This window comes from Erythrobacter tepidarius (genome assembly GCF_002155695.1).
Lineage (GTDB): Bacteria > Pseudomonadota > Alphaproteobacteria > Sphingomonadales > Sphingomonadaceae > Erythrobacter > Erythrobacter tepidarius.
Genome location: NZ_MUYJ01000020.1, coordinates 1 through 26717, shown reverse-complemented (window position 1 = coordinate 26717; position 26717 = coordinate 1). Strand labels below are relative to the sequence as shown.

31 protein-coding genes are annotated in these 26717 nt (G+C 67.1%); 7 read left to right on the top strand and 24 right to left on the bottom strand.

The window, feature by feature from the left end; translation table 11 throughout:
- Positions 1-446 (bottom strand): phage tail tube protein (locus BZF61_RS15055; RefSeq protein WP_245804670.1); only part of this gene is annotated, 446 nt, incomplete at its 3' end.
- Positions 447-602: 156 nt separating this feature from the next.
- Between BZF61_RS15055 and BZF61_RS15050 the strand changes: the two genes are divergently transcribed.
- From BZF61_RS15050 to BZF61_RS15040, 3 genes are read left to right on the top strand one after another with little or no spacing between them, the layout of a single operon-like run.
- Positions 603-851, top strand: coding sequence for a hypothetical protein (locus tag BZF61_RS15050; protein ID WP_051221149.1), 249 nt, complete (start codon positions 603-605; stop codon positions 849-851).
- A complete protein-coding gene (locus BZF61_RS15045; RefSeq protein WP_211219334.1) occupies positions 848-1558 on the top strand; it encodes a DUF3489 domain-containing protein in 711 nt (236 codons plus the stop codon). The genes BZF61_RS15050 and BZF61_RS15045 overlap by 4 nt, the downstream gene beginning before the upstream one ends.
- A 3-nt stretch (positions 1559-1561) precedes the next feature.
- The gene (locus BZF61_RS15040; RefSeq protein ID WP_027443742.1) at positions 1562-1813 is read left to right on the top strand and encodes a hypothetical protein; all 252 of its coding nucleotides are present in this window, start codon (positions 1562-1564) and stop codon (positions 1811-1813) included.
- 95 nt (positions 1814-1908) lie between these two features.
- Here the strand turns inward: BZF61_RS15040 and BZF61_RS15035 are convergent, their stop codons facing one another.
- The 23 genes from BZF61_RS15035 to BZF61_RS14935 all read right to left on the bottom strand — a co-directional run bounded on the left by BZF61_RS15035 (position 1909) and on the right by BZF61_RS14935 (position 22930).
- Positions 1909-2340, bottom strand: coding sequence for a hypothetical protein (locus BZF61_RS15035; protein ID WP_211219364.1), 432 nt, complete (start codon positions 2338-2340; stop codon positions 1909-1911).
- 9 nt (positions 2341-2349) lie between these two features.
- The gene (locus tag BZF61_RS15030; protein ID WP_086620085.1) at positions 2350-2991 is read right to left on the bottom strand and encodes a DUF6441 family protein; all 642 of its coding nucleotides are present in this window, start codon (positions 2989-2991) and stop codon (positions 2350-2352) included.
- Positions 2988-3302: a head-tail joining protein gene (locus BZF61_RS15025; RefSeq protein ID WP_027443908.1), complete on the bottom strand. Its 315-nt coding sequence runs from the start codon at positions 3300-3302 to the stop codon at positions 2988-2990. Before BZF61_RS15025 ends, BZF61_RS15030 begins: the two co-directional genes overlap by 4 nt.
- The gene (locus tag BZF61_RS15020; RefSeq protein ID WP_027443909.1) at positions 3302-3637 is read right to left on the bottom strand and encodes a DUF2190 family protein; all 336 of its coding nucleotides are present in this window, start codon (positions 3635-3637) and stop codon (positions 3302-3304) included. The genes BZF61_RS15025 and BZF61_RS15020 overlap by 1 nt, the downstream gene beginning before the upstream one ends.
- A gap of 85 nt (positions 3638-3722) precedes the next feature.
- Complete coding sequence (locus tag BZF61_RS15015; protein WP_027443910.1) at positions 3723-5762, bottom strand: prohead protease/major capsid protein fusion protein; 2040 nt, start codon at positions 5760-5762, stop codon at positions 3723-3725.
- A gap of 6 nt (positions 5763-5768) precedes the next feature.
- Positions 5769-7262 carry a phage portal protein gene (locus tag BZF61_RS15010; protein ID WP_027443911.1) on the bottom strand — a complete coding sequence of 498 codons (1494 nt, stop codon included), beginning with the start codon at positions 7260-7262 and terminating at the stop codon, positions 5769-5771.
- Positions 7262-7471, bottom strand: coding sequence for a phage head-tail joining protein (locus BZF61_RS15005; RefSeq protein WP_027443912.1), 210 nt, complete (start codon positions 7469-7471; stop codon positions 7262-7264). Before BZF61_RS15005 ends, BZF61_RS15010 begins: the two co-directional genes overlap by 1 nt.
- A 1-nt stretch (position 7472) precedes the next feature.
- Positions 7473-9482 carry a phage terminase large subunit family protein gene (locus tag BZF61_RS15000; RefSeq protein WP_086620084.1) on the bottom strand — a complete coding sequence of 670 codons (2010 nt, stop codon included), beginning with the start codon at positions 9480-9482 and terminating at the stop codon, positions 7473-7475.
- Positions 9427-10044, bottom strand: coding sequence for a hypothetical protein (locus BZF61_RS14995; protein ID WP_086620083.1), 618 nt, complete (start codon positions 10042-10044; stop codon positions 9427-9429). Before BZF61_RS14995 ends, BZF61_RS15000 begins: the two co-directional genes overlap by 56 nt.
- Positions 10041-10289: a DUF7220 family protein gene (locus BZF61_RS14990; protein WP_086620082.1), complete on the bottom strand. Its 249-nt coding sequence runs from the start codon at positions 10287-10289 to the stop codon at positions 10041-10043. The genes BZF61_RS14995 and BZF61_RS14990 overlap by 4 nt, the downstream gene beginning before the upstream one ends.
- Positions 10286-10726, bottom strand: a complete 441-nt coding sequence (locus BZF61_RS14985; protein WP_027443849.1) for a hypothetical protein — start codon at positions 10724-10726, stop codon at positions 10286-10288. Before BZF61_RS14985 ends, BZF61_RS14990 begins: the two co-directional genes overlap by 4 nt.
- Before the next feature lie 4 nt (positions 10727-10730).
- A complete protein-coding gene (locus tag BZF61_RS14980; RefSeq protein WP_211276795.1) occupies positions 10731-11648 on the bottom strand; it encodes a DNA-methyltransferase in 918 nt (305 codons plus the stop codon).
- A gap of 9 nt (positions 11649-11657) precedes the next feature.
- On the bottom strand, positions 11658-12266 hold the full coding sequence (locus BZF61_RS15945; protein ID WP_211276794.1) for a ParB/Srx family N-terminal domain-containing protein: 609 nt from the start codon (positions 12264-12266) through the stop codon (positions 11658-11660).
- Between the two features lie 379 nt (positions 12267-12645).
- The gene (locus BZF61_RS14975; RefSeq protein ID WP_086620132.1) at positions 12646-13164 is read right to left on the bottom strand and encodes a GNAT family N-acetyltransferase; all 519 of its coding nucleotides are present in this window, start codon (positions 13162-13164) and stop codon (positions 12646-12648) included.
- Positions 13161-13436, bottom strand: coding sequence for a type II toxin-antitoxin system TacA family antitoxin (locus tag BZF61_RS14970; protein WP_086620131.1), 276 nt, complete (start codon positions 13434-13436; stop codon positions 13161-13163). The genes BZF61_RS14975 and BZF61_RS14970 overlap by 4 nt, the downstream gene beginning before the upstream one ends.
- A 54-nt stretch (positions 13437-13490) precedes the next feature.
- Entirely contained in the window at positions 13491-13943 is a 453-nt protein-coding gene (locus BZF61_RS14965; RefSeq protein ID WP_086620130.1) for a DUF6362 family protein, read from the bottom strand.
- Positions 13940-14473 (bottom strand): crossover junction endodeoxyribonuclease RuvC, encoded by a 534-nt coding sequence (locus BZF61_RS14960; RefSeq protein ID WP_143737099.1) that lies wholly within the window; start codon positions 14471-14473, stop codon positions 13940-13942. Before BZF61_RS14960 ends, BZF61_RS14965 begins: the two co-directional genes overlap by 4 nt.
- Before the next feature lie 434 nt (positions 14474-14907).
- Positions 14908-16311 (bottom strand): AAA family ATPase, encoded by a 1404-nt coding sequence (locus tag BZF61_RS15940; protein ID WP_245804673.1) that lies wholly within the window; start codon positions 16309-16311, stop codon positions 14908-14910.
- Positions 16312-16515: 204 nt separating this feature from the next.
- Entirely contained in the window at positions 16516-17883 is a 1368-nt protein-coding gene (locus BZF61_RS15935; RefSeq protein ID WP_245804672.1) for a flavin-containing monooxygenase, read from the bottom strand.
- A gap of 394 nt (positions 17884-18277) precedes the next feature.
- On the bottom strand, positions 18278-19384 hold the full coding sequence (locus tag BZF61_RS14950; protein ID WP_086620135.1) for an ABC transporter permease: 1107 nt from the start codon (positions 19382-19384) through the stop codon (positions 18278-18280).
- On the bottom strand, positions 19384-20535 hold the full coding sequence (locus BZF61_RS14945; RefSeq protein WP_086620128.1) for an ABC transporter permease: 1152 nt from the start codon (positions 20533-20535) through the stop codon (positions 19384-19386). The genes BZF61_RS14950 and BZF61_RS14945 overlap by 1 nt, the downstream gene beginning before the upstream one ends.
- The gene (locus BZF61_RS14940; RefSeq protein WP_211276803.1) at positions 20532-21497 is read right to left on the bottom strand and encodes an HlyD family secretion protein; all 966 of its coding nucleotides are present in this window, start codon (positions 21495-21497) and stop codon (positions 20532-20534) included. The genes BZF61_RS14945 and BZF61_RS14940 overlap by 4 nt, the downstream gene beginning before the upstream one ends.
- A gap of 47 nt (positions 21498-21544) precedes the next feature.
- A complete protein-coding gene (locus BZF61_RS14935) occupies positions 21545-22930 on the bottom strand; it encodes a TolC family protein (protein ID WP_158094108.1) in 1386 nt (461 codons plus the stop codon).
- 256 nt (positions 22931-23186) lie between these two features.
- On the opposite strand from BZF61_RS14935, the gene BZF61_RS14930 reads away from it, so the two are divergent.
- The 4 genes from BZF61_RS14930 to BZF61_RS14915 form a co-directional block, all read left to right on the top strand.
- Positions 23187-24119 (top strand): ImmA/IrrE family metallo-endopeptidase, encoded by a 933-nt coding sequence (locus BZF61_RS14930; protein WP_086620126.1) that lies wholly within the window; start codon positions 23187-23189, stop codon positions 24117-24119.
- Between the two features lie 414 nt (positions 24120-24533).
- Positions 24534-25043: a DUF2924 domain-containing protein gene (locus tag BZF61_RS14925; RefSeq protein ID WP_086620133.1), complete on the top strand. Its 510-nt coding sequence runs from the start codon at positions 24534-24536 to the stop codon at positions 25041-25043.
- Positions 25040-26377, top strand: a complete 1338-nt coding sequence (locus BZF61_RS14920; RefSeq protein ID WP_086620125.1) for a recombinase family protein — start codon at positions 25040-25042, stop codon at positions 26375-26377. Before BZF61_RS14925 ends, BZF61_RS14920 begins: the two co-directional genes overlap by 4 nt.
- A partial coding sequence (locus BZF61_RS14915) for a hypothetical protein (RefSeq protein WP_143737094.1) occupies positions 26374-26717 on the top strand: 344 nt, incomplete at its 3' end. The genes BZF61_RS14920 and BZF61_RS14915, both read left to right, overlap by 4 nt.

Genomic DNA, 26717 nt, shown 5'->3' with positions numbered 1-26717 from the left:
TTGGTGACCAGCTGGTCGATGGTCTGGGTCACGGTCGCCTGGATCTGGGTCTGCAGCGCCCCCGGCGTGCCGGTGACGAAGGTCCAGACCACGCCGTTCAGCGTGATCGTCTGCCCGGCGGCGGGATTGGCGGCGAAGGTGATCGATCCGCTTGCCGCCACGCTGCTCGTCGTCGGCAGGCCGAACAGGGCGGTGAGCCAGTAGCCTGTGCCGCGCAGGTCGAGCGGCACGTCGATCTGGCCCTCGTCGGTGACGAGGCCGCGATAGGGATCCTGCGCATTGCGCCCGCGCCCGAGCAGCGGATCGGCGGCGAGCGGTTGCGTGGCGGCAAGGTCGGTCGAGCGGAAGTCGAGGCTGCGCCAGCCGCTCGACGGCATCACGCCATAGCTCGTCTCGCGGGCGATCTTGAGCGTCGCATCCGCGCCATAGGCACGCAGTTTGGGCATGGGTCATCTCCGATGGGGATGGGGGACGGGAAGGCCCGCGCGAGCCACCCGCGCGGGGCAGGATTATTGTTTCAGATCATGTGCTTAATCGCTTGATAAGCAGGGCGGACAGAGCGAACACGCTTCTACCGGATGCATCGCCAACGGAGGAAGCAGATGACCCTGACCACCACCGCCCGCCACGAGGCCCGCGCCGAGAAGGCCCGCCGCAACAGCAAGGCAGCGCTCGAAGCCTTCATGGCCAACAAGCTCGAAATCGACAGGCTGCTCGAACGTCTGCAGGCGCTGAGCGAGGATCATTTCCACGCCGAACCCGACAGCGTGCACTGGGGCCATGTCGGCAGCCTTGCCCATGTCCGCGACCAGCTGCGCGAGATCGCCCGCTTCCTTGGGATCGAGGCATGACCATGACACAGAGCAGTCCCATGCCGGTTTCCGACACCCAGCGTATGGTCCTGAGCGCCGCCGCCCAGCGCGCGGATGGCAATGTCCTGCCGCTTCCCGGATCGCTGCGCGGACCCAATGCCCGGCGGGTCGTTGCCGCCCTGCTGCGGCGCGGGCTCATCGCCGAGACCGTGACCCGCAGCTGGACCAAGGCCAGCGCCAAGCACAACACTTTCTGGCGCAATGACGAGGACGGCCGCGCCACCCTGCTTCACATCACGCCCGCAGGCCTTGCCGCCGTCGGCAGCGCCGGGGGAGCCAAGGCTGCAGCCCCGCAAGGATCTGGCGCTGCGCACGAGGAGTCCCAATGCCCGCACTGCAACGGCGCAGGCCGCAGGCTCCATCTGGCTGGCACCGAGCTTGCACACACCACGCGCTGCCACATCTGCGATCCTGAGCCCGAACCACCCGCTTCGCAGGAGGCTGTCGCCACGCCTGCCCCGCCGCCGCGCCGCCAGCGCGACGGCACCAAGCAGGCCGCGCTCATCGCCATGCTGCAGGCACCCGAGGGCGCCAGCGTGGCCGAGATCGCAGCAGCACTCGGATGGCAGAGGCACACGGTGCGCGCCGCGCTCTCGCATGGGCTCAAGCGCCGCTTGGGCCTTGGCGTGGCCTCGCACCGGGACGAGACCCGCGGGCGGGTCTATCGCTTGCAAGCGGAAGGCTGAGCCATGGCCAAGGCCACGCTCCACGACCGTCTGGTCGCCGCTCTCCTCGCCTCGGGCGAGCGCCTCGTCCCCGATGCCGCCACGCAGCGCTACACTGTGCTTACCTGCAGCCATCCCAAGGCGCCGCAGGGCTGGCACTACTACGTCGGGCGCGCCGGGGCCTTGCGCGTCGGCCCATCCGCCAGCGCCAGCCGCGCGGTGAGCGAGACGCTGAAGGACACACTGCTCGGGATCGCCCGCCTGAAGCAGGCGTGACGACTCCGCAGTCGCAGCTTGATGATCCGCCGCCTCCGTCCGGGCGGCGGCTCCCGTTCGGGCCCATTGCCGGCCCATCCTGATCCCATCGCATCTCACCCCGCGAGCGGATCGCTGACCAGATACTCGGCGGTCAGCACGAGCCGCGCGGTGAGCAGCGGGACTGCGCCCTCGATGGCCAGCACCCCGATCTCCGGCGCGGCCGGAGTGAGGGTCTCGGCAAGGCCGCCGAGCGTCTCGTCGGCGCGGAGTGCCGCACCGATCGCGCCGAGCAGCCCATCGAGCGCCGCCTCACCGCCGCCAGCATTCCCCTGCGGCACGAACAGCTCGAGCTCGATGCGGTGGCGATACCATTCGCGGCGCGGGTTCAGCGTCACCTCGGGCTCGCCCGGCTCGCCGTCGCGCAGGATGACGAGCCCGTCAGCCGGCACCTTCTCGGGCAGGGCCGCATTGCGCCGCACCGGCGCCGCGAGTGCAGCGCCGAGCTGCGCGGCGAGCGCTGCCAGAATGGCCTCACGCGTCGACATCACCGATCCTCACCTCCAGCGTCCCACCACCCGGTCCTCGAGCCGGCCGATCCAGCGCTCGGCCGCGCCTTCGACATCGAGGCGCTTGCGAAGCCGCACCTGCGGCACCAGCACGAAGAGCACCACGCTCACGAGGCCGCGCCCGGTCCTGAGCGCCGTGGCGCTCGCCCGGGCATAGCCGCCGCGCCGGCCGCTGCGCGCGCGCAGGTTCTCGGCGACCAGCAGGGCTGGCCGGCCCGCTCGTCCCGGCACGAGGCGTAAAGGCGTGCCCATGCGCTGCTCCCACAGCTGCGGCGTGAGCCGCCGGTCACCGGCGCGCATGGAGAGCGCCGCCTCGGTCGGGATGGCAAGGAAGGTGCCGCCACGCGCGCGAATCAGTGCGCCCTCGGCATGGCCGCGGATGATCGCCGGCGCCTTCGACCAGACCAGTCCCGCCGCCCCGAGGCTCGCCTCGCCGCTCGGCCAGACCTGCGAGCGCCAGGTGCGGGAAAGGCGCGCTCCCAGCCCCGCGCCGGTCACCTGCGCGCGCAGCTCGCCCTTGAGCCCGGCGGTCGCCTCGGTGACAGCCCCGCTCACCGCCTGCTCGGCCGCAGCCACCTCTTCGGCCATGATCTGCCTGAGATCGCCGATGGTGGTGAGCGCGAGCCTCATGAGGGGGCCAGCTCCGCCGTCCAGACGAGGCGCTCGGCATCGCCCAGCGGCTCGCCCTGGACGATCCAGTCCTGGCCTGCGACCGCGATGACATCGCCTGGTTCCAGCACTGGCACCTCGGCCATGCGCAGATCGGCGAGCGCGGTTGCGGCGTGAAGGCGGGTCTCGCCCCAGTCGGCCACCCGGTCCGGCCGGCGCAGCACCACGCGCACCGGAACCGGCGGGCCGCTGCCGCCAGCACGCCAGAGACCATCGCGGGCAAGGTTGGGGTCAGCGAACAGCACATCGAGCGCGGCGGCAAAGGCGCTCATCAGAAGCTGCCGTTGAGCCGCACCCGGCCGACGACATCCTCGGCCCCGCCGGCAACCGCCTCGGTGGCAACGCCGATGAGCGTGTTGCCCGAAGCCGTGGTGGTGCAGCGCCGGTTGGTGTTGTCCCAATAGACCCTGGCGCCCACGCTCCAGGCCTGGCTCGGCGCCTTGGCCAGATCGAAGACGCCGACGAGCGCGGCCTCGACATTGTCACCGGATTGCGCAGCACCGCTGGCGACGCCGAAGATCGCGCCCACCAGCAGGCCGTCGCCGGGGGCAAGGGCATGGGGTGCGGCAAGGGTGATGGTCTTGCCGGGCTGGACGTAGTTTTTCATGGGGAAGATCCTCCTGGAAAGACGAAGGGCGGCCCGTCAGGACCGCCCATCTCGTAGGGGTTCAGGTGTCAAAGACGGGACCGGATCAGGCGCCGGGGTTCCTGTAGAGGCCGCGCCAGTCGATCGCCTTGGCGCCGAAGTCGAGCCGGCACTTGATCTCGACCCCGTCGACATCGAACCCGTTGCGGGTCTCGATGTAGGCCCCCTGCTGGCCCTCGAGATAGGCATATTCGATGGTGTCGATCTGGGCGGGCGAGGCGGCGAGATACCAGGCGGTCTCGCTCGCGGCATCGAGCCGCGGCTCGGCGATCGGCACCAGCGTGCGGATCGAGGCCGGCACGACATTGCCGCTGGAGGCCGGCACGAGGTTCTGCGCCAGCAGCTGCTCGGCCTTGAGTTCCAGCGCGGCGGGCACGATCAGGAAGGCCGGGCGGATGTTGAGCACGGTCTTCTTGTCGAGCCCGGTCTGCCTCGCCATGGCCGCGCGCGCCGCCCCGAGGCTCGTGACATCGAGCGCCGTGCCGGTGGCGGCAAGGTTCCTGTGGCTCGCATGGAACAGCGCCTGCCCGTCGGCCATGGCGGGGTTGGAGGTGATGATCGACCAGACGACATCGCTTTCGAGCTGGGCGATGGCATTGCCATACATCGCCGGGATCCGGGTGAAGGCGTCGAGATCGTCGTTGATCAGCACCTGACGGGTGATCGCCACCACCCGGCCATAGGTCTTCACGCGATAGCTCTCCTTGCTCTCCCCGAGCGTGCCGCGCTTGAACTCGCCGCTCTCGGCCACTTCCAGAAGCTGCGGCGCCTCGCCCAGTTGCACCCGGTGCATGGCCTTGAAGTCAGTGGCCAGCACCTGGCGGCAGAAGGCGGTGAAGGTGCGCGGGGCAGCCTCATAGGCCTGGCGCAGGGTGCGGTTGGTGACGGCCGCGAGGATCTCGGGGAAGTCCGAGGTCGCATGCAGCGCGCGGGTCGCCACCTCGTCGCGCGAGAGCCCGCGCGTGCTGGTGCCGGCCAGCTCGAGGCTCTCGCGCGCGAGTTCCATGAGCGTCATGCCGCGATAGGACCGCGCGGCATCCTCGAGCGGGAACAGGCCCGGGCTGTAGCGGTGGAGCAGGGCATTGGTCACCGCCTCGCGGCGGGTGACCCGCTCGTCGCGCCCGCCGAGCGGGATCGCGACATGGGGGAAGCTGCGGGTCTCCTCGGCCTTGGCAGCAAGCTCGTCGAGGATCAGCTGCCGCGCTTCCTCGAGCGGGGTGCCGCGCCGGACCAGATCCTCGGCGAAGCCGCGCTCGAGCCTGAGGCGGCTTGCCAGATCGTGGATCGCGGCGACCCGCGCGCGTTCCTCCTCGCGGGCCCGGCGCGCGATCGCCTCGGCATCGGACGGCAAGCCGGCATCGGCCTCGCGCAGCGGCGTGGGAATGGGGGCAACAGCGGGGGCGCCATCGGAAGCGACGGCGCTGGCAGCCGCGCGGGTTTCCTCGCACGGGGCGCTGGCGGCCGCATCGGCGGCGGACGGATCGGGGACGGGGTCGTGCATGGTCAGCTCTCCTTCGGGGCTTGGGCGTGCGTCCCGCCGGACGAGGACGCAGGGGGAATGGGGGACCGGGCTGCTGCGGAAGCCGGCCTGCGGGTCGGCGCCCACCGGCACGGCCGAGATCTCGAAGGGGGTCCAGTCGATCGCGCGCCACAGCTCGCGCCCGTTCTCCGGCCGGCTCACCTGGTAACGGTGGACCTGGTAGCCGATCGAGACCGCGCGGATGTGCCCGGCCTCGATGTCGCGCCAGATCGGCTCCACCTCCGCGCGCTCGGAGAAGCGGATCAGCGCAAGCCCGCGCCCCTGCTCGATCCGCGCCGAGCCGGGCACCACCGAGCCGATGATCGCATCGAGGCTGTCGGTCTCGTGCACCTTGAGGAACGGCGCGCCCGCATTCAGCCGCTCGAGCCGGACATGGGCGGGATCGAGGCTCAGCTCCTCGTCATAGGGCGCATCGAACCAGCGCTGGCGCAGCACCCGTGCACCGGTCGACCAGACCACCTCGACGGTGCGGGCGGCAGGGTCGATGGTATGGGGCGCAAGCTCGCCCGCCCGGCGCAGCGCCGGAAGCTCGATCGTCGTCTCCATTGCCTGTCACTCCTGTTCGCTGTCGGTGGCGAGCGGATCGCTGCCCTGCACCCCGCCAGTGCGGCTCACCCGCCTCGGATCGCTGTCGAGCACGAGGCCGAGCGCATCGAGCCGGGCATTGGTGGCGGCGATCTCGGCCAGCACCGCCTCGGGATTGCGCCCGGCACGCGCGATCGCCTCGGCCAGCGTCATCGTGCCCGAGCGGATGGCGATGAGGTTGGCCATGGCATCCTTGTAGGGATCGACCGCCTCGAAGCGCGGCGGCGACCACTCGACCGGAACCTCGGGCACAGGGATTGCCCCTGCCGCCCAGGCGCCTTGCGTGAACCAGCGCCAGACGGGCAGGCAGAACATCGGGATGAACAGCTGCCACTGCACCGCATCGATCATCCGGCGGAACTCGACGAGGCCGGCGCGGATCGAGGAGTAGTTGACCTGGGAGAGATCCCCGGTCAGCAGCTCGTAGGGCACCCGGAACCCGGCCGCGATGGTGTGCAGGCTCGCGCGGCGGTACTCGGCATAGCCGCCGGTCGCGGCAGGCTGGTTGAAGCGGATGTCCTTGCCGCCGCGGGCATAGGCGATCAGCCCCGGCTCGAACTGCTCGACCCGGTTGCCGTCGGCATCGACCACCGCCGGGGCAATGCCCTGCTGCGTCTCGTCGTCGCCGACGACGATCGCGGTGACGCAGGCCTCGGTCTTCTTCCTCACGATCTCGGCGACCTCGTAGTCGTCGAGATCGCGCAGGACCCGGATCACCGGCGCGCCCCAGGGCACGCCGCGCACCTGCGTGCGCTGCTTCTCGTAGACATGGGCGATGTCTTCGGCCGGCACCGGACGGCTGCCCTGCCGCAGCGTGGCCAGAGGCCCGCCGTCGCCGGGATGCTCGGCATGGAGCCAGTAGGCCCGGCGGCGCCCCAGCGCATCGAACTCGACCCCCTGGACGATCCGCCCCGCGCCGGAAGCGCCATGGCGGGAGCCATCGAGCAGGTCGGCCTCGATCATCTGCAGCTGCAGCGGCACGGCCAGACCATCCCCGGCGCGGCGCGGACGGCGCCGCACCAGCACCTCGCCGGCCTCGACCATCTCGCGGCAGACCAGCGTCTGCAGGCCGTAGAAGTCGAGCTGGCCATCGGCGTCGCACTCGGCCGACCAGCGCTCGAACAGGGCATCGACCCGGCGGTCGAGGGCCGCATCGCCGCTCGCAGAGCGCGGCATGATGCCCGCGCCTACGATATTGTTGACCAGCACCGCCACCGCCTTGGCGGCATGGGGATTGTTGCGCACCAGATCGCGCATGCGGTCGCGCAGGAGCGGCCCGGCCGCGCCGATCTCGGCATCGGCCGAACTGCCGGTCGCGCGCCAGCCCTCGGTGCGCCGCCCGCGCGCCGCCCCGTCATAGCCGCGCGCAAGGCTCGCGAAGGCCTCGCGCGCCAGCACCCGGCGCGCGGCCATGCGCGGCGCGATCCAGCCCAGCGCCCGGTCGAACCAGCCCAGCGCCATCAGCGATCCCCGCGCGAGAACCCGGCAAGGCCGGCAAGCGGCAACGGCCGCGAGGCGCTGGCGAGCGCCTGCTCGAGCGTGCGGATCCGCGCCAGCAGATCGGCGGCCGAGCCGTATTCGACGGTTCTGCCGTCATAGCTCACGCGGGTCGTGCCGCTGGCGTAGGCGCGGCGCAGGGCCGCCAGTTCCGTCTCGCTCCACGCGCTCATCTCACAACCACCCTTCTCTTCGCCCGAGCCAGTCGGAGCGGCGCTTGCCTTCAGGCGCCCGTCCCGGCCGATGGATCTGCCCGGCAGGATCGCTTGCGCCGGGCGCCACCTGAAGCTGCGCCTCGAGATCGCGCCACTTGTCCTCGCCCCAGCGATCAGCGCCCGCGATCCAGGCCGCCGCTCTGGCATAGACCCGGCAGTCGAGCGCCTCGTTGCGCTCGCGCATTTTCTGCCACTCAAGCCGCGCAAATCCTCTGCGGTTGCGCACCGTTACCAGCTGTTCGGCGGTGAGCTGGCGCAGCCACTCGCTCTCGATCCATTGCGGCAGATGTATCGTGCCGGGCGGGAACGCTGCACCCGCGGCAATCTCTTCATCCGTCGGCCTCGCAAGGCGCAGGAAGCGGTAGGTCTCGGTCTTGAAGGTCGAGACCGCCACGGTCCACAGCCGCGCGCCGCGGCGCAGCCTTCTGCCGCTCTCGGTCACGTCCACATAGGTCGGACCCGAGACCGGGCTTGACCGGTTGAACCCCTCCACGCCCTTGATCGGTGCAACCTGGGCAAAGCCTACGCTGCGCGCCCAGGCATGGACCGCCTGGGTCTCGTAGCCGGTGTCGATGGCGAGGCGCGCGATCCGCAAGTGTGCACCACCTGCGTGTCGCCAGCTGCGGTCGAGCAGGGCAGAGAGCTGCGCCCAGGCATCCTGCCGGTCCGGCCCGCCCTCGATCACCAGGTGATCGACGAGCCAGCTTTCCAGCCCGCGCCCCCAGGCCCAGACATCGACCTCGATGCGGTCCTTCTGCACGTCGGCCCCGGCGGTGATGAACAGCCCGCCCGCCGGCACCGTGCCCGGCGTCCACGGCTCGCGCCGATCGTAGAGCCGCTGCCAGTCGGGCGCGTCGCCGGTCTCGACCCAGCTCTCGCCCAGCACCGTGTTGACGAAGGCGCGCATGGCCTCGTCCGAGCCTTGGGCCGCCTCGTGCGCCCGGGCGATGCGCGCCCAGCTCATCCAGCCCACCGGCGAATAGAGCGCCGAGATGTGATAGCCGACCGTGGCCGGATCGGCAGCTTCCGCCGTCGCCCGCCACTCGCCTGCTTCCAGCATCGCCGTCTTGTGGTGCTCACCGATCGGCGCCTCGCAGGCCTCGCAATGATACTCTGCCGTCTCCGGCTTGCCCTTGCTCCAGCGCAGCCGCTCAAACTTGAGCCATTGCATCGCCCCGCAATGAGGGCACGGCACGAAGTAGCGCCGCTGGTCGCTGCTCTCGAACTCGCGCTCGATGCGGCTCACACCGCGGATCGTCGGCGTCGAGACCAGCAGCACCTTGCGCCGGTGCGCGAAGGTCAGCGAGCGCGCCTCGGCGAGGCTCACCGGGTCGCCCTCCTCGTCGGCCGAGGCGGGATAGGCATCGACCTCGTCGAGGAAGATATAGCGCGCCGGGGTCGAGCGCAGGCCGACGGCCGAGTTGGCCCCGGTCATGATCAGGATGCCGCCGGCGAACTCCTTCGACAGCATGGTGTTGCCGGCATCGCGGGATCGGGCGGGTCTGACCCGCTCCCGCAAGGGCGGACTCTCGGCGATCAGCGGCTCGATCCGCTGCCGCGAGTTGCGCTTGGCCAGTTCCACCGTGGGCTGGACCGCCAGCATCGGCCCCGGCGCCTGGTGGATGACATAGCCGATCCAGTTGTTGCCGGCCTCGGTCGCGCCCACCTGTGCGGCCTTCATGAACACCACCCGCTGCGCCGGATCGTGCGGGCTCAGCCGGTCCATGATCTCGCGCATGTAGGGCGTGCGCGCCGTGCGGTAGCGGCCCGGTTCGGCTGAGGCGCGGCCCGAGAGCACCCGGTGGCGGTCGGCCCATTGCGAGACACTCAGCCGCGCATCGGGCGCCAGTCCCCGCGCCCAGGCACGCCGAAGCGCCCCGGCGCCGGGAAAGTCCTCGTTCCCGCCCGAAGCCTCAGGTGAAGTCGGGCGCGCGCGGTGCGGCGAGCTCCTCGAGGTGGCTGCGGACATGGTCCTCCAGGATCTTCTGCATCGCCGCCACCTCCACGATCACTTCGCGGCCTGCCGCCTCGCTGCATGAGGCCGAAAGCTCCGACGCCATCAGCGCCGCCACCCGCGCCGGCCAGGTGATCCACGCCTCGCGCTCTTCGCGCGCCATGCGGAACACCAGCGCCGCGGCCCGGTCGCGCTCGACCAGCTCGCCCTTGAGCTTCTGCAACCGCAGGCGGCGCTCCTGTGCTTTCAGCACCTCGTTCGCGGTCCGGGCCTGCAGGAAGGTCGTGCCCCCCGAGCCGCTGGTGCTGGCCAGCCCCTGTTCGCGCAGGGTCTCGCCCACCGCCGCCACGGCCGCCTCGGGCACTGGCCTGGCGCCCTCGGTCCCTCTCGAGGAACTGGCCGCGCGCCGCGATTTGGCAGGATCGGTGAACTGGCTGCGCCTGGCATCAGACGCGGCGGCATCGATCGAGCCGTCGGCATGCAGCACCAGCCGCCCGGCCGCGCGCGCCTTCTGCACCGCGCCGCGCGAGATACCGGCATGGGCCGCATATTGCCGCTCGCTCATGCCCTTCGTCATGGTCCGACCTGGTCACCTCCCGTCAGCGCCTGGCGCGCGCGCAGATGCTCGAACAGCCGCCGCAGCCCATAGGAGCGCACCACGCTCACCAGCGTGAACACCGCGCCCATCATCAGGTTGGCAGCAAGCGTCGTGTGCAGGCCGAACAGCGGGAAGACCACAAGCTGCGTCACCACCGCCACGCCATAACCCACCACCACATTGGCCAGCGACTCCATCAGCGACATCACGCGGGACTGCTTCATGGCCGCTCTCTCTGCCCGATCCGCGCCAGCGCGGCCCGATATGCACCGGCCACGTCGACGATCAGGCAGGTCTTCGGACGGCGGCACACGATGGCGGGCAGACCAGCGTCATCACTCAGCCAGACCGTCTCGGCGAAGTCGCTGCTCTCATCCCATCGTGCCAGGACGAGGAACAGCGCCATGTCTTGGTGCACACAACCGCGCTGCTCCAGCAGGCCGCGCAGCTCGGCGACCAGACGCCCTGCCTCATGCGGCTCCAGCGACAGGGCACACAGCTCGGCCATCACGGCAAGACAGGCCAGATCGCACCAGTCGAACAGCCGCCGCTGGCCCGGCCTGACCGCCTGTGACGGCCGATAATGGCCCCGCGTGATCCACTGGCCCAACTGCCACGTGCCCAGCCCGCAGGCCTCGCACATCTCCCGGACGGTCCACATGGCCCTACCGCGCCCGCCTGCGCCTGGGTCTCGCTTCGGACACTGCCTCGCCAGCTTCGGCCTCGGTGCCGTCCGCGGGAGGCGGCTGCGCGCCCTTCAGCCGCTCGGCCTTCACCTGCGCGAAGGTGCGGCCGTCGCCCTCAAGGATGGCGGCGCGGCCCGTGGCGGCCTGCCAGCGCTCGACCGCCACATCGACATAGGCCGGGCTGATCTCCATGGCATGAACGCGCCGGCCGTTCTCCTCGCCGGCGATGATCTGCGTGCCCGAGCCGCAGAACGGCTCGTAGCACAGGCCGCCGCGCGCCACATGCTGGCGCATCGGGATGGCGAAGGCATCCACCGGCTTGGGCGTGGGATGATCGGGCCGCTCCTCACCGGCGGGCACGGCCATCTCCCAGGTCGAGGGCAGCGTCTCCTCGGCCACCTTGGGCGGGCGGTGCGGACGGCGCCAGCCCATGAAGCAGGGCTCGTGCTTCCACAGGTAATGCGAGCGGGTGAGCACCCCGCGGTCCTTGACCCAGACGATCTGCTGGTGAACGAAGGCGCCGGCCTTCTCCCAGCATGCTTCCAGCATCGCCTGGCGGCGCGAGGCATGCCAGCAATACCAGGCGGCATCCTCGGCGATCGCCTCGGCAATGGCGGCGGCGATGAAGCCGTCGTAGAGTTCGGCGCCCTGCGCACTGTCGTCCCAGGTGACGCCATAGGACCGGCTCCAGTCCTTGTTCTGCGTGGGATGGTTGGTGCCGTCGTAATCGACCAGATAGGGCGGATCGGTGGCGAACAGGATCGCCCGCTCGCCGTTCATCAGGCGGCGGACGTCCTCATGGTTGGTGCTGTCACCGCAGAGCAACCGGTGGTGCCCGAGGATCCACAGGTCGCCCCTGCGCGAGGCCGGGTTGCGCGGCGGCTCGGGGATGGTCACCGGCGGAACCTAAGCGCCGCCATCCTCATCGCCCGCTTCGGGATCGAGCGCCAGCAGCCGGTCGAGTTCGCCATCGGCAAAGCCGGTGAGCCCCAGATCGAAGTCCTCGGCCAGCAGGTGCCTCAGTTCGCCCGCCAGCAGCGCCTCGTCCCAGGTGCCGAGTTCGGTCAGCCGGTTGTCGGCGATGCGGTAGGCGCGGCGCTGGGCCTCGGTCAGATGCGCCAGCACGATCACCGGAGCCTCGGTCAGCCCCAGCTCCATCGCGGCGAGCACCCGCCCGTGCCCGGCGATCAACTCGCCGTCCTCGGCAACCAGGCACGGCACGGTCCAGCCGAACGCGGCCATGCTGGCAGCGATCCGCGCCACCTGATCGGGCCCATGCTGCTTCGCGTTCTGGGCATAGGGCCTGAGGCGCTCGAGCGGCCACGTCTCGATGCGGTCGGGGGCAAAGGCAAGGGTCATGGGCAGAAAGGAACGATAAAGGGTCAGGAACGCGGGAGGGGCGCACCCGCGCGGGTGGCCGCTGATTGGCCAGGCTGGCTCAGCGGGCGAAGCCTCGATGCGCATGCGGCCGATGGCCAGCGTGCTCGAATGGGCGAACGGGAGGGTGGATTCCACGGTGGACTCCACGGTGGATTGCCTGTGGACTCCGGGTGGATTCCGGAATCCAGTAAGAAGCCACCCGGCAGCTCGCCCGGACTTGCGGCTATCCAGCAGAAATCACGCGGTTTTCCTGTGCCCTCCGGCAGCCGGTGGCTTCCCTCAGACGGGGGTGGCTTCCCAAAAAATCGGCCCTGTCGCTGGCGCTACGCCGCGCCTCGCCCGCCAGCATACGATTTCCGCCAGGAAGGACCCGCGAACTCGTCTGGAAGCGGGACCAAGGCCGCGACGCGCGCGCCTCTCCCGAGGATAGCCAGAATCTACCCAAGAACCGGGGTTTTCGTCTCTTCGAAAAGTGTCCGGCGGACACTTTCCGCCTCGCTTCGCGAGATTGCGGTCACTCGCCGAGGAGCGCTCGCAGATCTTTCATCAGCAGGAAGAGATGATACGGGTCGGTCGGGCTTGGCTCGAAGTCAAGCGCCTCATACCAGGCGCGCGCTTCGTCGTCCTTGGCATGTACGAGCAGTGCTCGGATACCAGCAATCTCGGCCGCTTGGGCCGTGCGGAGCAGCGCGTCCTTGAGCAACCCCTTGCCCAGTCCCTTTCCCTGCTCGGATCGGTCGATGGCAAGACGAGCGAGGAGCATCACCGGAATCGGGTGACGAGCCAGCCCCTTGCCGACCCGACCAGGCGCATCGCCATGTTCGACGGCGCCGACCGCGAGGCTGTAGTAGCCCACGACGCGCTGCCCTTCGTGACAAACGACATAGGTCTGAGCGCTGCCCGCTTTCTGGCTGACCAGCGCGTGGCGTTGCAGGAATCGATTCAGGGGCTCTTTGCCGCAATCAAACGCGTCAACGCTATGGGAAGCGTCGAGCTTTCGGACGGCAGAGAACGCTTGGTCCTCCGCCGTCACTCAAGCACGCTCTTCTTGGCGAGCAGTTTGGCGAGGCGCGGCTTGCTCTGGACGGGACGGTCGAGAACATCCTGGAAGGCTTGCCACTGGGCGTCGTCCAGCCGGAACAAGCGCCGATCGACCAGCGCTTCCTCGGCGGCATGGATGCCCGCTTCGAGCAGGAACTCCGTCACGTTCTTGTGCGAAAACGTGGCCGCTCGCTGCAGCAGCGCCTTCATGCTCGGCGTGGTGCGCACCTCGATACGTTCGGACTTGGCTTCGGCTGCGGGCATGGCTGATCTCCTGTCCCAGATTCCATATCATACGGACAACGTACGGACAAGAAGTTAATTGGGATGTCCAGCGGGATCGTCGCAAGCCTCCTTAACCATTTCAATCACGTAGCGCCGCGACCGGAGTCGCGGGACTTTCCGCTGATTCAGCCGCCACGCGATCACGCAGAGCGCGTAGAGCCAGTGCTCGTGCGCCGCCGAGCGCTGCAATCCCACGGTCCAGCAGATGGTTTTCCAGCGCTCGCCGTAGGCGCGCAGCCAGACGATCTTGCCGTCGATCGGATCAAGCCCCACCGTCCAGCTGAGCGTCTCCTCCATCCGGCTGATCGCGGCGGGTGATGGGATGACGCGCATCGGCTTTGGCTCCTGCCCGACCTTGTCGGCGAAGCTGTGAAGGATCTCCGGCCAGACGTTGAAGTAACCCTGCCGCCGGGGTTCGGGCAGGCGCTTGAGCACGAAGGCCGCTTCCGCGAGACGTTCCTCGACGAGGCTCGGTGTCCACTTCACAGCACGCCTCCTCGGGTCTCCATGGCCCAGAGCAGGATCGCGATGGCGTCGGCCTCATTGTCGTCGGCGGGGCTGAAGCCGCGGGCGCGAACGGCGGCGACGACTGCATCCTTGCCGGCATTGCCCTTGCCCGTGGCGAAGCGCTTGATCGTACCGACGGGCACGCCCTGATAGGCCACGCCCTCCCTCTCGCACCAAGCGGTCAACGTCGCCAGGAAACCGCCGTAGAGATGTGCGGCATCCGTGCCGACATGTCGCCGGACCTCCTCGAAATGGATCGCGGCAAGACCGCCACAGTCGCTGGCCAGCTGTTCGAGCCAGTGCTGGAAGCGCAGGTATCGCATGCCGCCGCCATCGTAGCGGCCGGAGCGGAAGCTTGCGGTTCCGCTGTGCACGATCCCGCCCGCCAGGCTCGCCCAGCCCGTGGTGGTGCCGAGATCCAGGGCGAGAATGGCGCCGCCCGCGGATGTCGAGATGACCGGAGTCGGATGGGGCACGCTCTTGGGGCGGGGTGATGGGCACTGGCTCATGGTGGTGGGTCCTTCTCGTCTGATGTCGGTGAGGGGATGGACGGCACGGTGCCTGCGCGCGCGAAGCCCCTGGGGGTGGGAGTGGGAGAACCCGCTTGGCGCGGTTCTCCCCCACCCCCGAAGGGGGTGGCTTTCACCCCCACAACTTCGAGAGCGTATCAAAGCGTTGAATTTGTTTGAAAAATCTGAGTCGGGACGACCCATGGCGCGGGTCGCGTTCCCAACTTGAATCTGCGAAAGGCCGCGCAGCGGAGCGCGCTGGAGCCAAGGTAGTTGGGACGAGCTTTCCCAACTTGAATGTGCGCGGGACGGCTGAGGGGAGCGCGGCGGCGCGAAAGGCAGCGAAAGTAGTTGGGAAGCTGGCCGCCCGGCTCGCCGCAACTTGCCACAACTTGATTCTGCGTAAGCCCGCGTAATCGGGATGAGCTGGCGCATCACGAGGTCTCCTCCGTCTGATAGACCCAGACCAGAGGGTTCTCGACCGGCAGCGCCGCGCCGCTCTGCGGGCATTTGTAGGTGCTGGGAAGGACCGGGATCCGGACGGGCACGACCTCGCCGGTCCCGGGGTCTTCCGTATCTTCTCCGGTCGGGAAGGTCATGCCCTCGACGCAGAGATAGCCGAACTTTGAGCGCGAGGTCGGCAGACCGAACGGTGCGCCATCGCGAACGAACTTGATGAAACCCTTCGTCGCCAGCACGCTGATCCGTTCGCGGATCGTGTCCTTGCCGCCGAGCCCGGCCTGGTTCTCGAAGCTCTCGGCGAACTGCAGCGCGGTGTAGAGTCGGCCGGCCTCGGCCTCATCGAAGAGCAGTTGAAGGATCACGTCGTGTTTCCGGGTCCGTTCGGCGTCCAGCTTCTCGCCAAATTCGCGGCGCACGAGGCGCTCGCCAGAGCGGTCCACCACGACCCAGCGCCCGTCGGCCTTGTCGATGATCATCGGCTCGATGCCGGGGCCGTTGCGCAGCTCGAAATGCAGCATCCGCTCCGGCCGGCCCTCGTCGGGACGGTGCATGATCACGCCGGAGGTGTAGAAGCTGCGGAGGCTGCCCGCGCCCGAGAGCGCCATGAACGGGTCCTCGACGAGCTGTTTCTTCGTGGTCTTGCGGGTGTGATGGCAGAGGATCAGGCCGGCATCCGGGGCTACGGCGTCCCGCAGCGCTTCGACCCGCTCTTGCAGGAAGAAGAGCATCGCGGTGTTGTCGTTCTCCCCGCCGCCGTCCGGACCCCCATCGAAGAGATTGCGGATCGGGTCGATGCAGAGGATATCGGGAGCGCCATGGCCGTAGTGGGCGCGAACCGCGGCGATGGTCAGGCCCACGCCGCCGGCGTCGAGCAGCATGCGGACCTTCGGCGTGGCGACGAGATTGTCGCGCGCCGCGGCCAGGAGCGCCGGATCGATCCGGATCGCCTGAAGGCGTTCGCGCAGGTAGTGGTATTGAATCTCCGCCTGCAGATAGAAGATCCGCAAGGGCCGGCTTGGCGCGAAGCCGAGGAACGGCACGCCCGCCGCCATGTGGACGAGCAGACTGATCAGGAAATCGCTCTTGCCGACCTTGGGGGCGCCGCCGAGCACCAGCATCCCGCCGGGCGTCAGCAGCCGCGGAGCGATGATGTCCTCGGGCATCGGGCTCACGTCGTCGAGCAGTGCGCCGAGCGTGAAAACCGGAAGCGCGGACATCGGCGGAACAGCGATCCGTTCGAGGGCCGGTCCGTGGCGCTCTTCGTGCAGCCGCCAGAGGCGCTGGGCTTCCGAGGCGAGGCGTTCGAGCGGCCAGCTGGGACGGAGCTGGGCGGCATTGTACTGGCAGATCGCCTCCCAAGCCTCGTCGCGGCTCATGCGGCCCTCATGCGCCATGCGGACGTAGTGGCCGATGGCGGCGCTCGCCCCCTGGAAGCGGGTCCAATCGTCCGATCCGCCTTCGCGGATCGGATCGGTGAGATCGATCGCAGGGATCGCCTCGCTTTCGTAGAAATAGTCCTGACTGTGCTGCCATTCAGGCGTGTCCCCGCGCCGGGGCAGCCGGTCGAGGCTGCGCAGCAGTTAGCCGGGGTTGAGGTAATCGGTATCGACCCACGGCTTCAGTTCCATGCCCTGATCTTCGGGCCTGAGCACCGGCATCACGCTGCTCGCGCCGCTTTTGTGCATGTGATCGAGCAGCCGGCAGACGAAGCCCGCGACAAGATCAGCGCGCAAGGTCCAGCTGTAATGGCCATAGCCATAGACCCATGCCATGTTGGGGATGCCGGTAAACATGATTCCGCGATAGGTTACGGTCTGCGCGAAGTTGACCGGCGCGCCGTCGATGCTGAACGGGATTTCGCCCATAACTGCCATATCGAACCCGGTGGCGGTGATCACCACATCGGCATCGATTCGCTCGCCCGAAGCAAGCACGATCCCGGTATCGTCGAAGGTGCTGATCGTATCTGTCACGACCGACGCCTTGCCCGCCGAAATGGCCTTGAACAGGTCACCGTCCGGCACAAACGCCACGCGCTGCTGCAATGGGCGATAAGGCGGCGTGAAATGCCGTTCGACATCGAACCCTTGCGGAAGCAGCGCCTGAACACCGCCAATCAGCATCGCCTTCAACTTGTCAGGCGATGATTGCGCGCGGTCGAGCAGATCGGCCCGGTCGCGCACCACCTTGCGCCGCATGATCTCATGGATCCACACAGGATCCACATCCAGCCTGCGCAATTCCTCGGCCAGCGCGTCAGCATTGCGACCAGCGGCAAAATAGGTCGGCGTGCGTTGTAGCATGGTCACGCGCGCGCAGCGGTCGGCCAGCGCCGGGATCAGGGTTGCTGCGGTCGCACCCGAACCGATCACAGTTACGTTCTTGCCCGCCAGATCGACATCTTCTGGCCAGTGCTGGGGGTGGATTACCTGACCCTTAAACCTGTCCATGCCCGGCCATTGGGGCGTGTAGCCTTTCTCGTGCCGGTAGTAGCCCTGACACATCCACAGAAAGCTTGCCTCCATCTGCACCACATCGCCGACGCCCTTGCGTTCAACCATGAGCCGCCATCTGGCCGTTTCGCTGGACCAGTCGGCAGATTTCACGCTGTGGCCATATCGGATAAAGGGACCAATGCCCGCATCGGCAATCGCATCACCCAGATAGTTGAGGATCTGGTCACGCGAGGCGATCGGCTGCCCGGTCCACGGCTTGAAGCCGTAGCCGAAGGTAAACAGGTCGCTATCGGACCGGGTGCCGGGATATTTGTGGATCTGCCAGGTGCCGCCATAGCCATCCAGAGCTTCGAGAATGGCAAAGCTCAAATCCGGGCAATGCTTGCGCAGCAGGGTGGCACTGCCGATCCCGGAAATGCCCGCGCCAACGATGATGACATCGAACTTTTCGGGTTGGTGCGCGCCTGCTGCGATATTCTGCCGATCCAGCACTATCTGCCTCCCATTCCATTGGGGCACGGCCTGTCCCCAGCCTGGCGGCGGCGCTAGACCAGTCTAGCAGGCAAGACTGTCGCCTTTGGGCATTCTATCCGATTGCCAGCGATCCTCCCCTCTCGGGGAGCAAATCAGAAGCGGGTTTGATTGCCGCTTGGGGGTCGGTTTGAGAATTTCGGCTTTCGGCGAGAAAACCGTCCAATCTCCCAGGCAGTTTTCGAGATCGGGTATCAGCCCCGCTCATGACTGGGAATGGGTGGATTTCTGCCGGCCAACGGTTCTTAGCCCGCTTCGAATAGCTTCGCCTTCGACCCTGCAAATGTCGCTGCCTTTCCTAATGCGGGAAGGGTAGAGATTCGCACTGGGACTACCCGGATGGGGAACGGCAAGTTCATCGATCAAGTCGCGGCACCCAGCGACGCGTGGCGATAATCCCGAACACCAGCGCAAGCACAGCAAGATTGAGCGCGGCGGGCCAGTAATCTGTCAGAGAGCCGCCCATCTGGTTCAGGCCCACCATCAGCTCCAGTCCTGGTGATGTCGGAAACAGGCGCGCCAGCGCTGCCAGCACCGGAGGGGTCGCTTCTGATGGCCACGACAGACCGCCCAGGAAAAACAGCGGCAATGAGATTGGCAGCACCAGTTGCAGCGGGCGTTCGCGCGTGCGGAACATGCTGGCCAAGGCGAGCGCGGCCGCCACCGTGGCCGCCACGAACAAAATCGCCGCAATGGCAACATCCGCCAAAGGCGCTGCCGCCCGCGGATAATCGTGCCACCAGAACACCAAGCCGACAAACCAGCCAACATCAAGCAGTCCGATGACGCCTGCCGCAAGCGCAATGCCTGCCAGTTGCGAACCGGTTATGTGCACGTCTGCACCCATGCGTTCGCGCGCAGTGCCGGCCAGCAGCGTCAGGCCCAACAACAGGCTCTGGTGGATGATGACGAAGGCAACGCCCGGGAACACCGCCGCGCCATAACCCTCTCGCGTGTTAAACAGCGGCCGTGCCACCAAGGACAGGGCCGGCGGTGCCGGTGGGCCGGCAGCACGGGCCTGTTCTCGCGCCGCGTCACGCCCAGTCTGACCCAGCGCTGCGCCGATACCCCCCAGCGCGCTCGATGCGCGTAGGAGATAGGCTCCGTGTCCGGTCAGCAGGACCGTACCGGGATTGCCGCGGGCGATTTCCTCGCCGAAACCTGCAGGAACGATGAGGGCCGCGACCGCCCGGCCATCAGCCATCCAAAGCTCTGCCTCGCCGGCAGATGGCAGGCTGGCAACGATCTCGGCCTGCTGCACGGCATCGACCCGGACAATCAGATTGCGGCTGGCAGCTGTGCGATCCAGATCGACCAAAACGACGGGCGCTCTGGTCACGACCTCATCGGTGTAGGCGCTGGGATAGAACCCGGCATAAATCACGGGCGAGACGAACAAGAGCAAGGCCGCCGCACGGTCGGCTGCGATGGCGGCGAACAGCCCCCGGAACGCCGCCCACATCAGCGCCGCCCCCAACTGCCGGGGTCGCGCGCGGCGCGCAAATAAAGCACCGCTCCCGGCCCCGCTGTCACCAATGCGATCCCCAGCATTGCCAGCAGCGGCCCGACCAGCGCCATGCCGTGCCCTTGGGCAATCCATGTGCGCGCCAGCAGCCGTGCAAAATGGGTGTAGGGCAACGCGTTGCCCCAGACCCTGGCAAAGGCGCTGGCCTGTTCCAGCGGGAAAATCGCCCCAGCAAACGCAAAGGATGCACCGGCAAACAGCCCGGTCATCGAAAGCGACTGGCTGAGCGTCCTTGTCGCGCCGACAAACAGCAGCGACACGCCAAGATAGGCCAGGTACATCGCGGCATAGCCCGCCAGCAGCACGATCGGCGAACCGGCGAAATGCCACCCTCGCACGCCCGCCAGCCACAGGATCGCAAGCAAAGCCCAGCCCATGAATACCGCAAGATAGGGGGCAGCTTTGCCCGCCAGCGCGGCCAGATCAGGTGCCCAATCGCCGATGGATCGGTCGCGCAGTTCGCGGCCGAAGGCAGACACGACCGCGAGCATGAAAATAAGGTGCAACAGCGCTGGGTGCAGCAGACTGACCAGCTGGAATTCCTGACTTCCAGGTGCGTTCCAGGCCATCACCGTGACCGCGCGCACCGGCGCAGGACGGACACTGCCCTGCGGCGCAATCGCGGCGGTCTGTTCTGCGGCGAGGCGCATATTGGCGGCATCGACCACCGCTGCGACCTCGCGCTGGATCGTGGCGGCAGCGGCCGGATAGCTGGCGTTGAAATAAAGGATGACCGGGGCTTGTCCCATCAGCGCGCGCTCCGCGGTTTCGCGCGGCACCAACAGGGCGGCGTGCGCCTTGTGCGACCGCACCAACCGTTCGGCGGTGGCAAGATCGGACACCTGACCGGCCAATGTCAGGCCGGGAGCGGCCTCGATCCGGATCGCCAGATCGCGGCTGATCGCGCTATCGTCCTGGACGATCAGCAGCACTGGCAAGTCGCGCACCACGCCGCCGGACAATTGCCATGCAATAACGCCGCACAGCAACAGCGGTATCCATGTCAGAAGAGCGAGATCCCACGGGCTGCGCGCCATAAAGCGGCATTCGCGCACGAAGCTCGCCTTAAATCCGGCGCGCTGCGTCATTGTGGCCAGTCGAACAATACCGACATCCCCGGACGCAGGCCTGCAACGGGCCTTATCGGAACCAGTCGCACCTCAAAACCCTTCACGTCAAACCCTTCGGATTGCCGCGTCGCGCGCCACGTCGCGTAATCGCCAGCGGGCGCAATAAAGCTCACCCTGAACGCGATGCCCTGCCGACCGAGTGCAGGAACACTGCCGACAAACTGGCTCCCCACCCGCACGCCTTGCAACTCGTCTTCGCGCAAGGTCACCGTTACCCACGGTGCCTGCGTCTCGGTCAACAGCAGCACCGGATAACCAGCGCTGACGATTTCGCCGGGCTGGGCAAGACGTCGCCCGACTTCGCCACTGGCGGGCGCGATGATCTGTGTTTCGGAGCGCGCTGCGGCCACTTCGGCGGCTGCGCCGCGCGCCTGCGCTGCCTGCGCTGCAGCGGCGCGGCGATCTTCCACCCGCACGCCCGACAAGGCAGCATCATATTGCGACCGGGCCGCGCGTTCGGCTTCACGCGCTGCGATCATGTTGGTGCGCGCCTCATCGCGCCTCTGTCCCGCCACCACGCCTTCATTGGCGAGCCGGTTGATGCGTTCGAACGTCACGCGGGCCAGATCGGACGCTGCTGCCGCCCGGCGCCACTGTGCCTGTGCTGCGGCAATATCGGTCGGCCGCGCACCGGCTTCGGCCTTGTCGGCCTGCGATTGCGCCGCTTGGACCGCGGCATCAGCCTGCGCTTGTCTGGCCAAGACTTCAGGGCTGTCGATCCGGGCGAGCAGTTGCCCTGCCGTGACCTTCTCCCCCTCGGCAACCAGAACTTCGGCCAACCGCCCGGTGACCTTGCTGGCAACTCGGTATTCCCGTGCATCGACAATGCCCTGAACCTGCGCTGCCTGTGGCCTCCAGGCAAGCCAGATGCCGATCCCGACAACCGCGACCGCCAACATCACCAGCACTGCTGCCCGCATTTTGCGCGAGGCCGGTGCGGTTTCGGTCAATTGTGCTTTTGGATCTGTCATGGGGCGCCCGTGGTTTGGCCAGGGTGCGGCAGGAATTCCGGCAGGCGATCAACCTGACCACTAACTTCCAGCAGCGACACCAGTGCATCGAGATATTCGTAAGCGGCCTGTGCCTGCTCGACCCGCACGCGCCCGGCTGCCAACTGGGCATCCGTCACATCGCGGCTGGTGCCCTGCAATTCGCGGAATGACAGGCGGGCAACGCGCAGGGATTCATCGGCGGCGGCGATCGTTCGCCCATACAACGCGTGGCGCGCCTGCGCCGAAAGCACCTGCGCATAGTTGATCTTCACTCCGGTTTCGATCTGCACCTGCGCCTCACGCACGCCCGCTTCGGCCTGCGCTTCGGTTGAACGTGCCGCCGCAATGTTCGAACGGCGGCCTAGCCCCGAAGCGAGCTTGAATCTTACCCCAACGCCGAAGATGAAATCGGGATCGGTCACCAGTGTGTCCTGGCGATCAAGGTTATACTGCGCGAGGCCATAGACCGTCGGTCGCAGTTCCGCCTGTTCGGCGGCGACCCCCGCGCGCGCCAACCTGACATTGGCTTCGAGACGGTTGAGACCGGGATGATTGTCCATCGCTGCCGCGATGAACGTTTCGCGCGGTGGCAGCGGGCTTTCATACACAGCAAGCGGCGTGGTTGGTTCAACCTGCGTGGGAGCGCGCAACAATCCCTCAAGCGCAATATCTGCCGCAGCCAGATCCGCGCCGGCTTTTTCGGCCTCGCGCAGCGCCTGTTCCAGCTGGGCTTCGGCCTGCAGTCGCTGGGCAGGCGCGATCTGTTGTTCGCGTTCCAAAGCGCGGGCATCCGCCACATGGGCACGGATGCCCTCTGCCACATCCTGCCGGATCGCAAGCGCCTGCGCAGCCAGTTGCCGCCCGAAATAGGCGCGTGCCAGCTGCGCCAGCGCCTGCTGCGATGCTTCGTCGAGATTGGCGACCTCGATAGCCACGCGGCTGGTCGCCGCAGCGCGCGCTGCCCCCATCCTGCCGCCGGCATAGATCGGCACAGTGGCAGTAACAATCGGGCGGGACACGAAGCGGCGAATGCGAAAGCGCAGCGGATCAGTGATGCCGAACGCATTGGCGACCGGCTCAAGCGAGCCCAGCGGCAGATACAGGGTCTTCTGGAAATCAAGCACCTGCGCTTCGACTTCGACTTCTGGTCGACCGAGTGAGCGCGTGGCCTCCATGCGCGCCTCGGCTGCTCGCACGGCGGCATCGGCTGCATCAATCGCATCGGACCGATCAAGGAGCCGCGCCTGCGCATCGGCATAGCTGAGCGGTAATCGGGTTTCTTGTGCGGTGGCCTTATCTGAAAGACTGGCCATCGAGACAGTGAAGAAGCACAGGCATAGCATCCCGGTCGCAGTGTTCATTTTCGTCTCCAGCGCCATTCAGACAAGTGTCCGTCGTCAGAACATTTGGCACAACTCGCGGCGTAGGTTTGCGGAGTGTGGGCCTCGTCTGAGGTTTGATGTTTAGGCGGCGAGCTTGCGGTGTTGCAAGCGCCGATGTTCGAGTCACCGAAGCGGACGCGACAGACACTGCCTTCTTTCGCAAGTATCAGAAGATGAAGCCGAAGAGCAAAGAGAAGCTTCGCGAGATGCTTAAGATCCTGGACGATGAGGATGAATGAGCAATAGCGGCAGAAAATCGCCCAGAAGGGCCGCGAACGATCTGACTGTGCTTCTCCGCACCGTGCTGGGAGAAGACCGGTTCCCCGTGGACGTGGAGGCGCTGGCGCTCGAAGTCTCCCGAAACCACGAAGACCCGATTACGGCAGTGAAGGGCGTCGACATCGACGGCTTCGAGGGCATGCTCCGGGCACGGCGCAAGAAGCCCGGTTGGCAGATCCTCTACAACACTCAGTCCCGCTACCGTGGACGCGAGCGCTTCACGCTCGCTCATGAGTTCGGGCACTACTTGCTGCACCGGCGCCCGCTGACCGCAGCGCACTACCGTAACGGCGAGCTCTCGGACGAGTTCGACTTCGAGTGCCTTCCGCTGCAAGCCAACGGCTGGAAGGATGCGGAGAAGCAGCGTGAAGAAGATGCCGATACCTTCGCCTCCTTCCTGTTGATGCCGATCGACGACTATCGGAACCAGGTCGGCAGTCAGGAGGTAACTCGCGACCTCCTTGGCCATGTGACTGACCGATACGGAGTTTCGCTTCTTGCGGCCGCGCGCAAGTGGATCGAATTCACCGACACCCGAGCGGCCATGGTGGTTGCGCGAGACGGATTCGCGTTGTGGGGCAGAGCGAGCACGCGCGCCTACAGAAGCGGTGTGTTCATTCAATCGGGCATGCCGATTCCCGACGGCTCCATCATGGCCATGGGGTCGGCGTCGCAGCACACCAGTTCTCAGCGCCCGGTGGCTTTGCCAGCCGGCATCTGGACATTTAGTCGGGGCTCCGAACCCGTCCGAGAACTGACCTTCTTCTCTGACCGGCTCGGTTTGGCGGTGTCTCTTCTGCAGTTCGATCGTGCCGTCGATGGAGCTGAGGTCGAGGACGAAGAACCTTGGGATAGCTACGACCAGTTCACCCGCGATGATTCGAGGTAACGACCCGACAATGCTGCGGGTAGCGCCGCTCCGGGCGATTTGCACAGATGTTCACGCTGGAAAGGCCTGACGAACGGCTTCGATCTACTTCTAATGATTCCGCAGCAACGCGATAAGTCATTGAATTTGATTGCGTATCATCGTTTTGCGCCTACCGTTTCGCCAGCCATCTTCTGTTGCGAACGGTCTCATGCAAGACGCCCGATCCGGTCCGAACCCTTTGTTGCCCGTCCGTCTGTCGGCGGACGAACGCCTCGATGAACTCGCGCAGATTCTTGCCGCGGGGCTCAGGCGTATCCTGCCGGAACAGTCCAGTTCTTTATCTGCACCTGGCGAAGACAGTTCATTCGACATTCTCGCCCTCAAACGCCGTGTTGGTCGTCGCAAACCGAGCAACCGAGTTGGAGGACAATGATGCCAGGAACAAAGAGAAAGACTGACGCCGCGCCATGGCGGGTGGGCGAACGCGACACGGCGGACGCGAGCGTGGTCACGCAGCTTGCAGCGCTGAAACGAATGACGGTGGTCGAGCTTAAGGCGAAGTGGGAAAGCCTCTTCGGCACGCCCGCTCCGAACAACAGCCGCAGTTACCTCGAGCTGAGGCTCAGCTACCGGGTCCAGGAACTGACCCTCGGCGGCCTGTCCCGCGAGACGCGGCGGACGCTTGACTTGCTGGCCGACGAAATCGAGGGCCGGGTCGGGCGCAAGACGATCATCGCGGATTCCCGCAACCCGGTGGTCGGCACCCGCCTCGTGCGTGAATGGGACGGGGTGGAGCACACCGTCACGGTGATGAAGGACGGCTTCGACTGGCAGGGGCGCAAGTTCAAGTCGCTCTCGGCGGTGGCGCGGGCGATCACCGGCACGCAGTGGAACGGCTACCGCTTCTTCGGCTTGCGCGAGGCGCGGAGGGACGACCGATGAGCCGTCATCAGGAAGCCGTCGCGGTCGTTCCGCGCCGCCAGCGCTGCGCCATTTATACCCGCAAGTCGAGCGAGGAAGGGCTCGACATGGAGTTCAACAGCCTCGACGCCCAGCGCGAGGCTTGCGAGGCCTTCGTGACGAGCCAGAAGGCCGAAGGCTGGGCCACCATTCGCGAACGCTACGATGACGGCGGCTTCTCCGGTGGCACGCTGGAGCGCCCCGGCTTGAAGCGCCTCATTCAGGACGTCGAGGCCGGTCTGATCGATGTGATCTTGGTCTACAAGATCGACCGGCTGTCGCGCTCGCTGATGGATTTCGCCAAGCTGGTCGAGATCTTCGACCGCAATCGGGTGACCTTCGTGTCGGTCACGCAGTCGTTCAACACCACGACCTCGATGGGCCGGCTGACGCTGAACATCCTCCTCAGCTTCGCACAGTTCGAGCGGGAGGTGATCGGCGAGCGCATCCGCGACAAGGTCGCGGCATCCCGCAAGCGCGGCATGTGGATGGGCGGTCACGTCCCGCTGGGCTACGACGTGCGCGACCGCAAGCTGGTCGTCAACGAAGCGGAAGCCGCGACGGTCCGGATGATCTTCGAGCGCTTCGTCGCCATCGGCTCCGCCACGACGCTGGCGAAAGCGCTCGCGGCCGAGGGCGTTCTGAACAAGCGCGGCAAGCCGATCGACAAGGGCTTCCTCTACAAACTGATCAACAACCGGGTCTATCTCGGCGAAGCCGTGCACAAGGGCAAGGCCTATCCCGGCGAGCACGAAGCCATCATCGATCAGGTCCTGTGGGACAAGGTTCACAGCATCTTGGCAGAAAGCCCGCGCCTGCGGGCGAAGAATACCCGCCGCCAGACGCCAGCCCTGCTGAAGGGGATCATCTTCACCGAGACGGGCACGGCGATGACGCCGACGGCGACGAAGAAAGGCACGCGCCTCTACCGCTACTACGCGTCCATGGACCTGATCCGAAACCGCCCGACCGGCGACGCCTCGGGCCCGCTGCGCTTGCCCGCAGGCATGGTCGAGGACGCCGTGGTCGGCGAAATCCGCCGCATGATCCGCGCGCCCGAGATCGCGGCGCGGACGATCAAGGCCCTGCGCGACGAGAGCCCGACCATCGATCAGAAGGCGGTTGTCCAGGCGCTCGGCGAGTTCGACCAGCTCTGGGCGGCGCTGTATCCGGCGGAGCAAACCCGCATCGTCCAGCTTCTAGTCGAGCGGGTGACCGTCGGCAAAGACGGCATCGCCGTCGATCTGCGCCATGAGGGTCTGGGCTCGGTCCTGCGGGACATGATGGCCCCCCGCCAGACGGAGGCCTGTGCATGACCGACTCGACGAACACCATCCGGGTCGTCATCCCCCTGACGATCCGCAAACGCAACGGGCGGCCGATGATCCTGCCGCCCGACGAGGTGACGGTCCGGGACGGCCGGTTACAAGATCCTCATGTGCTGCGCGCCATCGCTCGCGCTTGGAGCTGGCGGCGGCAGCTGGAATCCGGTGCCGCTTCCACCATTCAGGATATCGCCGCGGCCGAGAAGGTCTCCGACCGGTTCGTGAGCCGAATAATGCGGCTCGCCTATCTGTCACCCGAGGTGCTTGAACACCTCGTCATCAGGCGCGTCCCACCGGCGCTGTCATTGAACGACCTTGTTTCGGTCGCCGA

Bases quoted from the DNA above. Each gene is read 5' to 3' on its own strand.
- BZF61_RS14925 (WP_086620133.1), top strand. From the start codon at position 24,534: ATGCCAGGAACAAAGAGAAAGACTGACGCCGCGCCATGGCGGGTGGGC.
- BZF61_RS15010 (WP_027443911.1), bottom strand. From the start codon at position 7,262: ATGGCGCTGGGCTGGTTCGACCGGGCGCTGGGCTGGATCGCGCCGCGC.
- BZF61_RS15015 (WP_027443910.1), bottom strand. From the start codon at position 5,762: ATGGAGACGACGATCGAGCTTCCGGCGCTGCGCCGGGCGGGCGAGCTT.
- BZF61_RS14940 (WP_211276803.1), bottom strand. From the start codon at position 21,497: ATGCGGGCAGCAGTGCTGGTGATGTTGGCGGTCGCGGTTGTCGGGATC.
- BZF61_RS15045 (WP_211219334.1), top strand. From the start codon at position 848: ATGACCATGACACAGAGCAGTCCCATGCCGGTTTCCGACACCCAGCGT.
- BZF61_RS15035 (WP_211219364.1), bottom strand. From the start codon at position 2,340: ATGTCGACGCGTGAGGCCATTCTGGCAGCGCTCGCCGCGCAGCTCGGC.
- BZF61_RS14930 (WP_086620126.1), top strand. From the start codon at position 23,187: ATGAGCAATAGCGGCAGAAAATCGCCCAGAAGGGCCGCGAACGATCTG.
- BZF61_RS14970 (WP_086620131.1), bottom strand. From the start codon at position 13,436: ATGCCCGCAGCCGAAGCCAAGTCCGAACGTATCGAGGTGCGCACCACG.
- BZF61_RS15030 (WP_086620085.1), bottom strand. From the start codon at position 2,991: ATGAGGCTCGCGCTCACCACCATCGGCGATCTCAGGCAGATCATGGCC.
- BZF61_RS15040 (WP_027443742.1), top strand. From the start codon at position 1,562: ATGGCCAAGGCCACGCTCCACGACCGTCTGGTCGCCGCTCTCCTCGCC.
- BZF61_RS15005 (WP_027443912.1), bottom strand. From the start codon at position 7,471: ATGAGCGCGTGGAGCGAGACGGAACTGGCGGCCCTGCGCCGCGCCTAC.
- BZF61_RS15000 (WP_086620084.1), bottom strand. From the start codon at position 9,482: ATGTCCGCAGCCACCTCGAGGAGCTCGCCGCACCGCGCGCGCCCGACT.
- BZF61_RS14960 (WP_143737099.1), bottom strand. From the start codon at position 14,473: ATGAGCCAGTGCCCATCACCCCGCCCCAAGAGCGTGCCCCATCCGACT.
- BZF61_RS14945 (WP_086620128.1), bottom strand. From the start codon at position 20,535: ATGACGCAGCGCGCCGGATTTAAGGCGAGCTTCGTGCGCGAATGCCGC.
- BZF61_RS14950 (WP_086620135.1), bottom strand. From the start codon at position 19,384: ATGTGGGCGGCGTTCCGGGGGCTGTTCGCCGCCATCGCAGCCGACCGT.
- BZF61_RS14985 (WP_027443849.1), bottom strand. From the start codon at position 10,726: ATGTGGACCGTCCGGGAGATGTGCGAGGCCTGCGGGCTGGGCACGTGG.
- BZF61_RS14990 (WP_086620082.1), bottom strand. From the start codon at position 10,289: ATGAAGCAGTCCCGCGTGATGTCGCTGATGGAGTCGCTGGCCAATGTG.
- BZF61_RS15940 (WP_245804673.1), bottom strand. From the start codon at position 16,311: ATGAGCCGCGACGAGGCTTGGGAGGCGATCTGCCAGTACAATGCCGCC.
- BZF61_RS14935 (WP_158094108.1), bottom strand. From the start codon at position 22,930: ATGAACACTGCGACCGGGATGCTATGCCTGTGCTTCTTCACTGTCTCG.
- BZF61_RS14920 (WP_086620125.1), top strand. From the start codon at position 25,040: ATGAGCCGTCATCAGGAAGCCGTCGCGGTCGTTCCGCGCCGCCAGCGC.
- BZF61_RS15050 (WP_051221149.1), top strand. From the start codon at position 603: ATGACCCTGACCACCACCGCCCGCCACGAGGCCCGCGCCGAGAAGGCC.
- BZF61_RS15025 (WP_027443908.1), bottom strand. From the start codon at position 3,302: ATGAGCGCCTTTGCCGCCGCGCTCGATGTGCTGTTCGCTGACCCCAAC.
- BZF61_RS15020 (WP_027443909.1), bottom strand. From the start codon at position 3,637: ATGAAAAACTACGTCCAGCCCGGCAAGACCATCACCCTTGCCGCACCC.
- BZF61_RS14995 (WP_086620083.1), bottom strand. From the start codon at position 10,044: ATGACGAAGGGCATGAGCGAGCGGCAATATGCGGCCCATGCCGGTATC.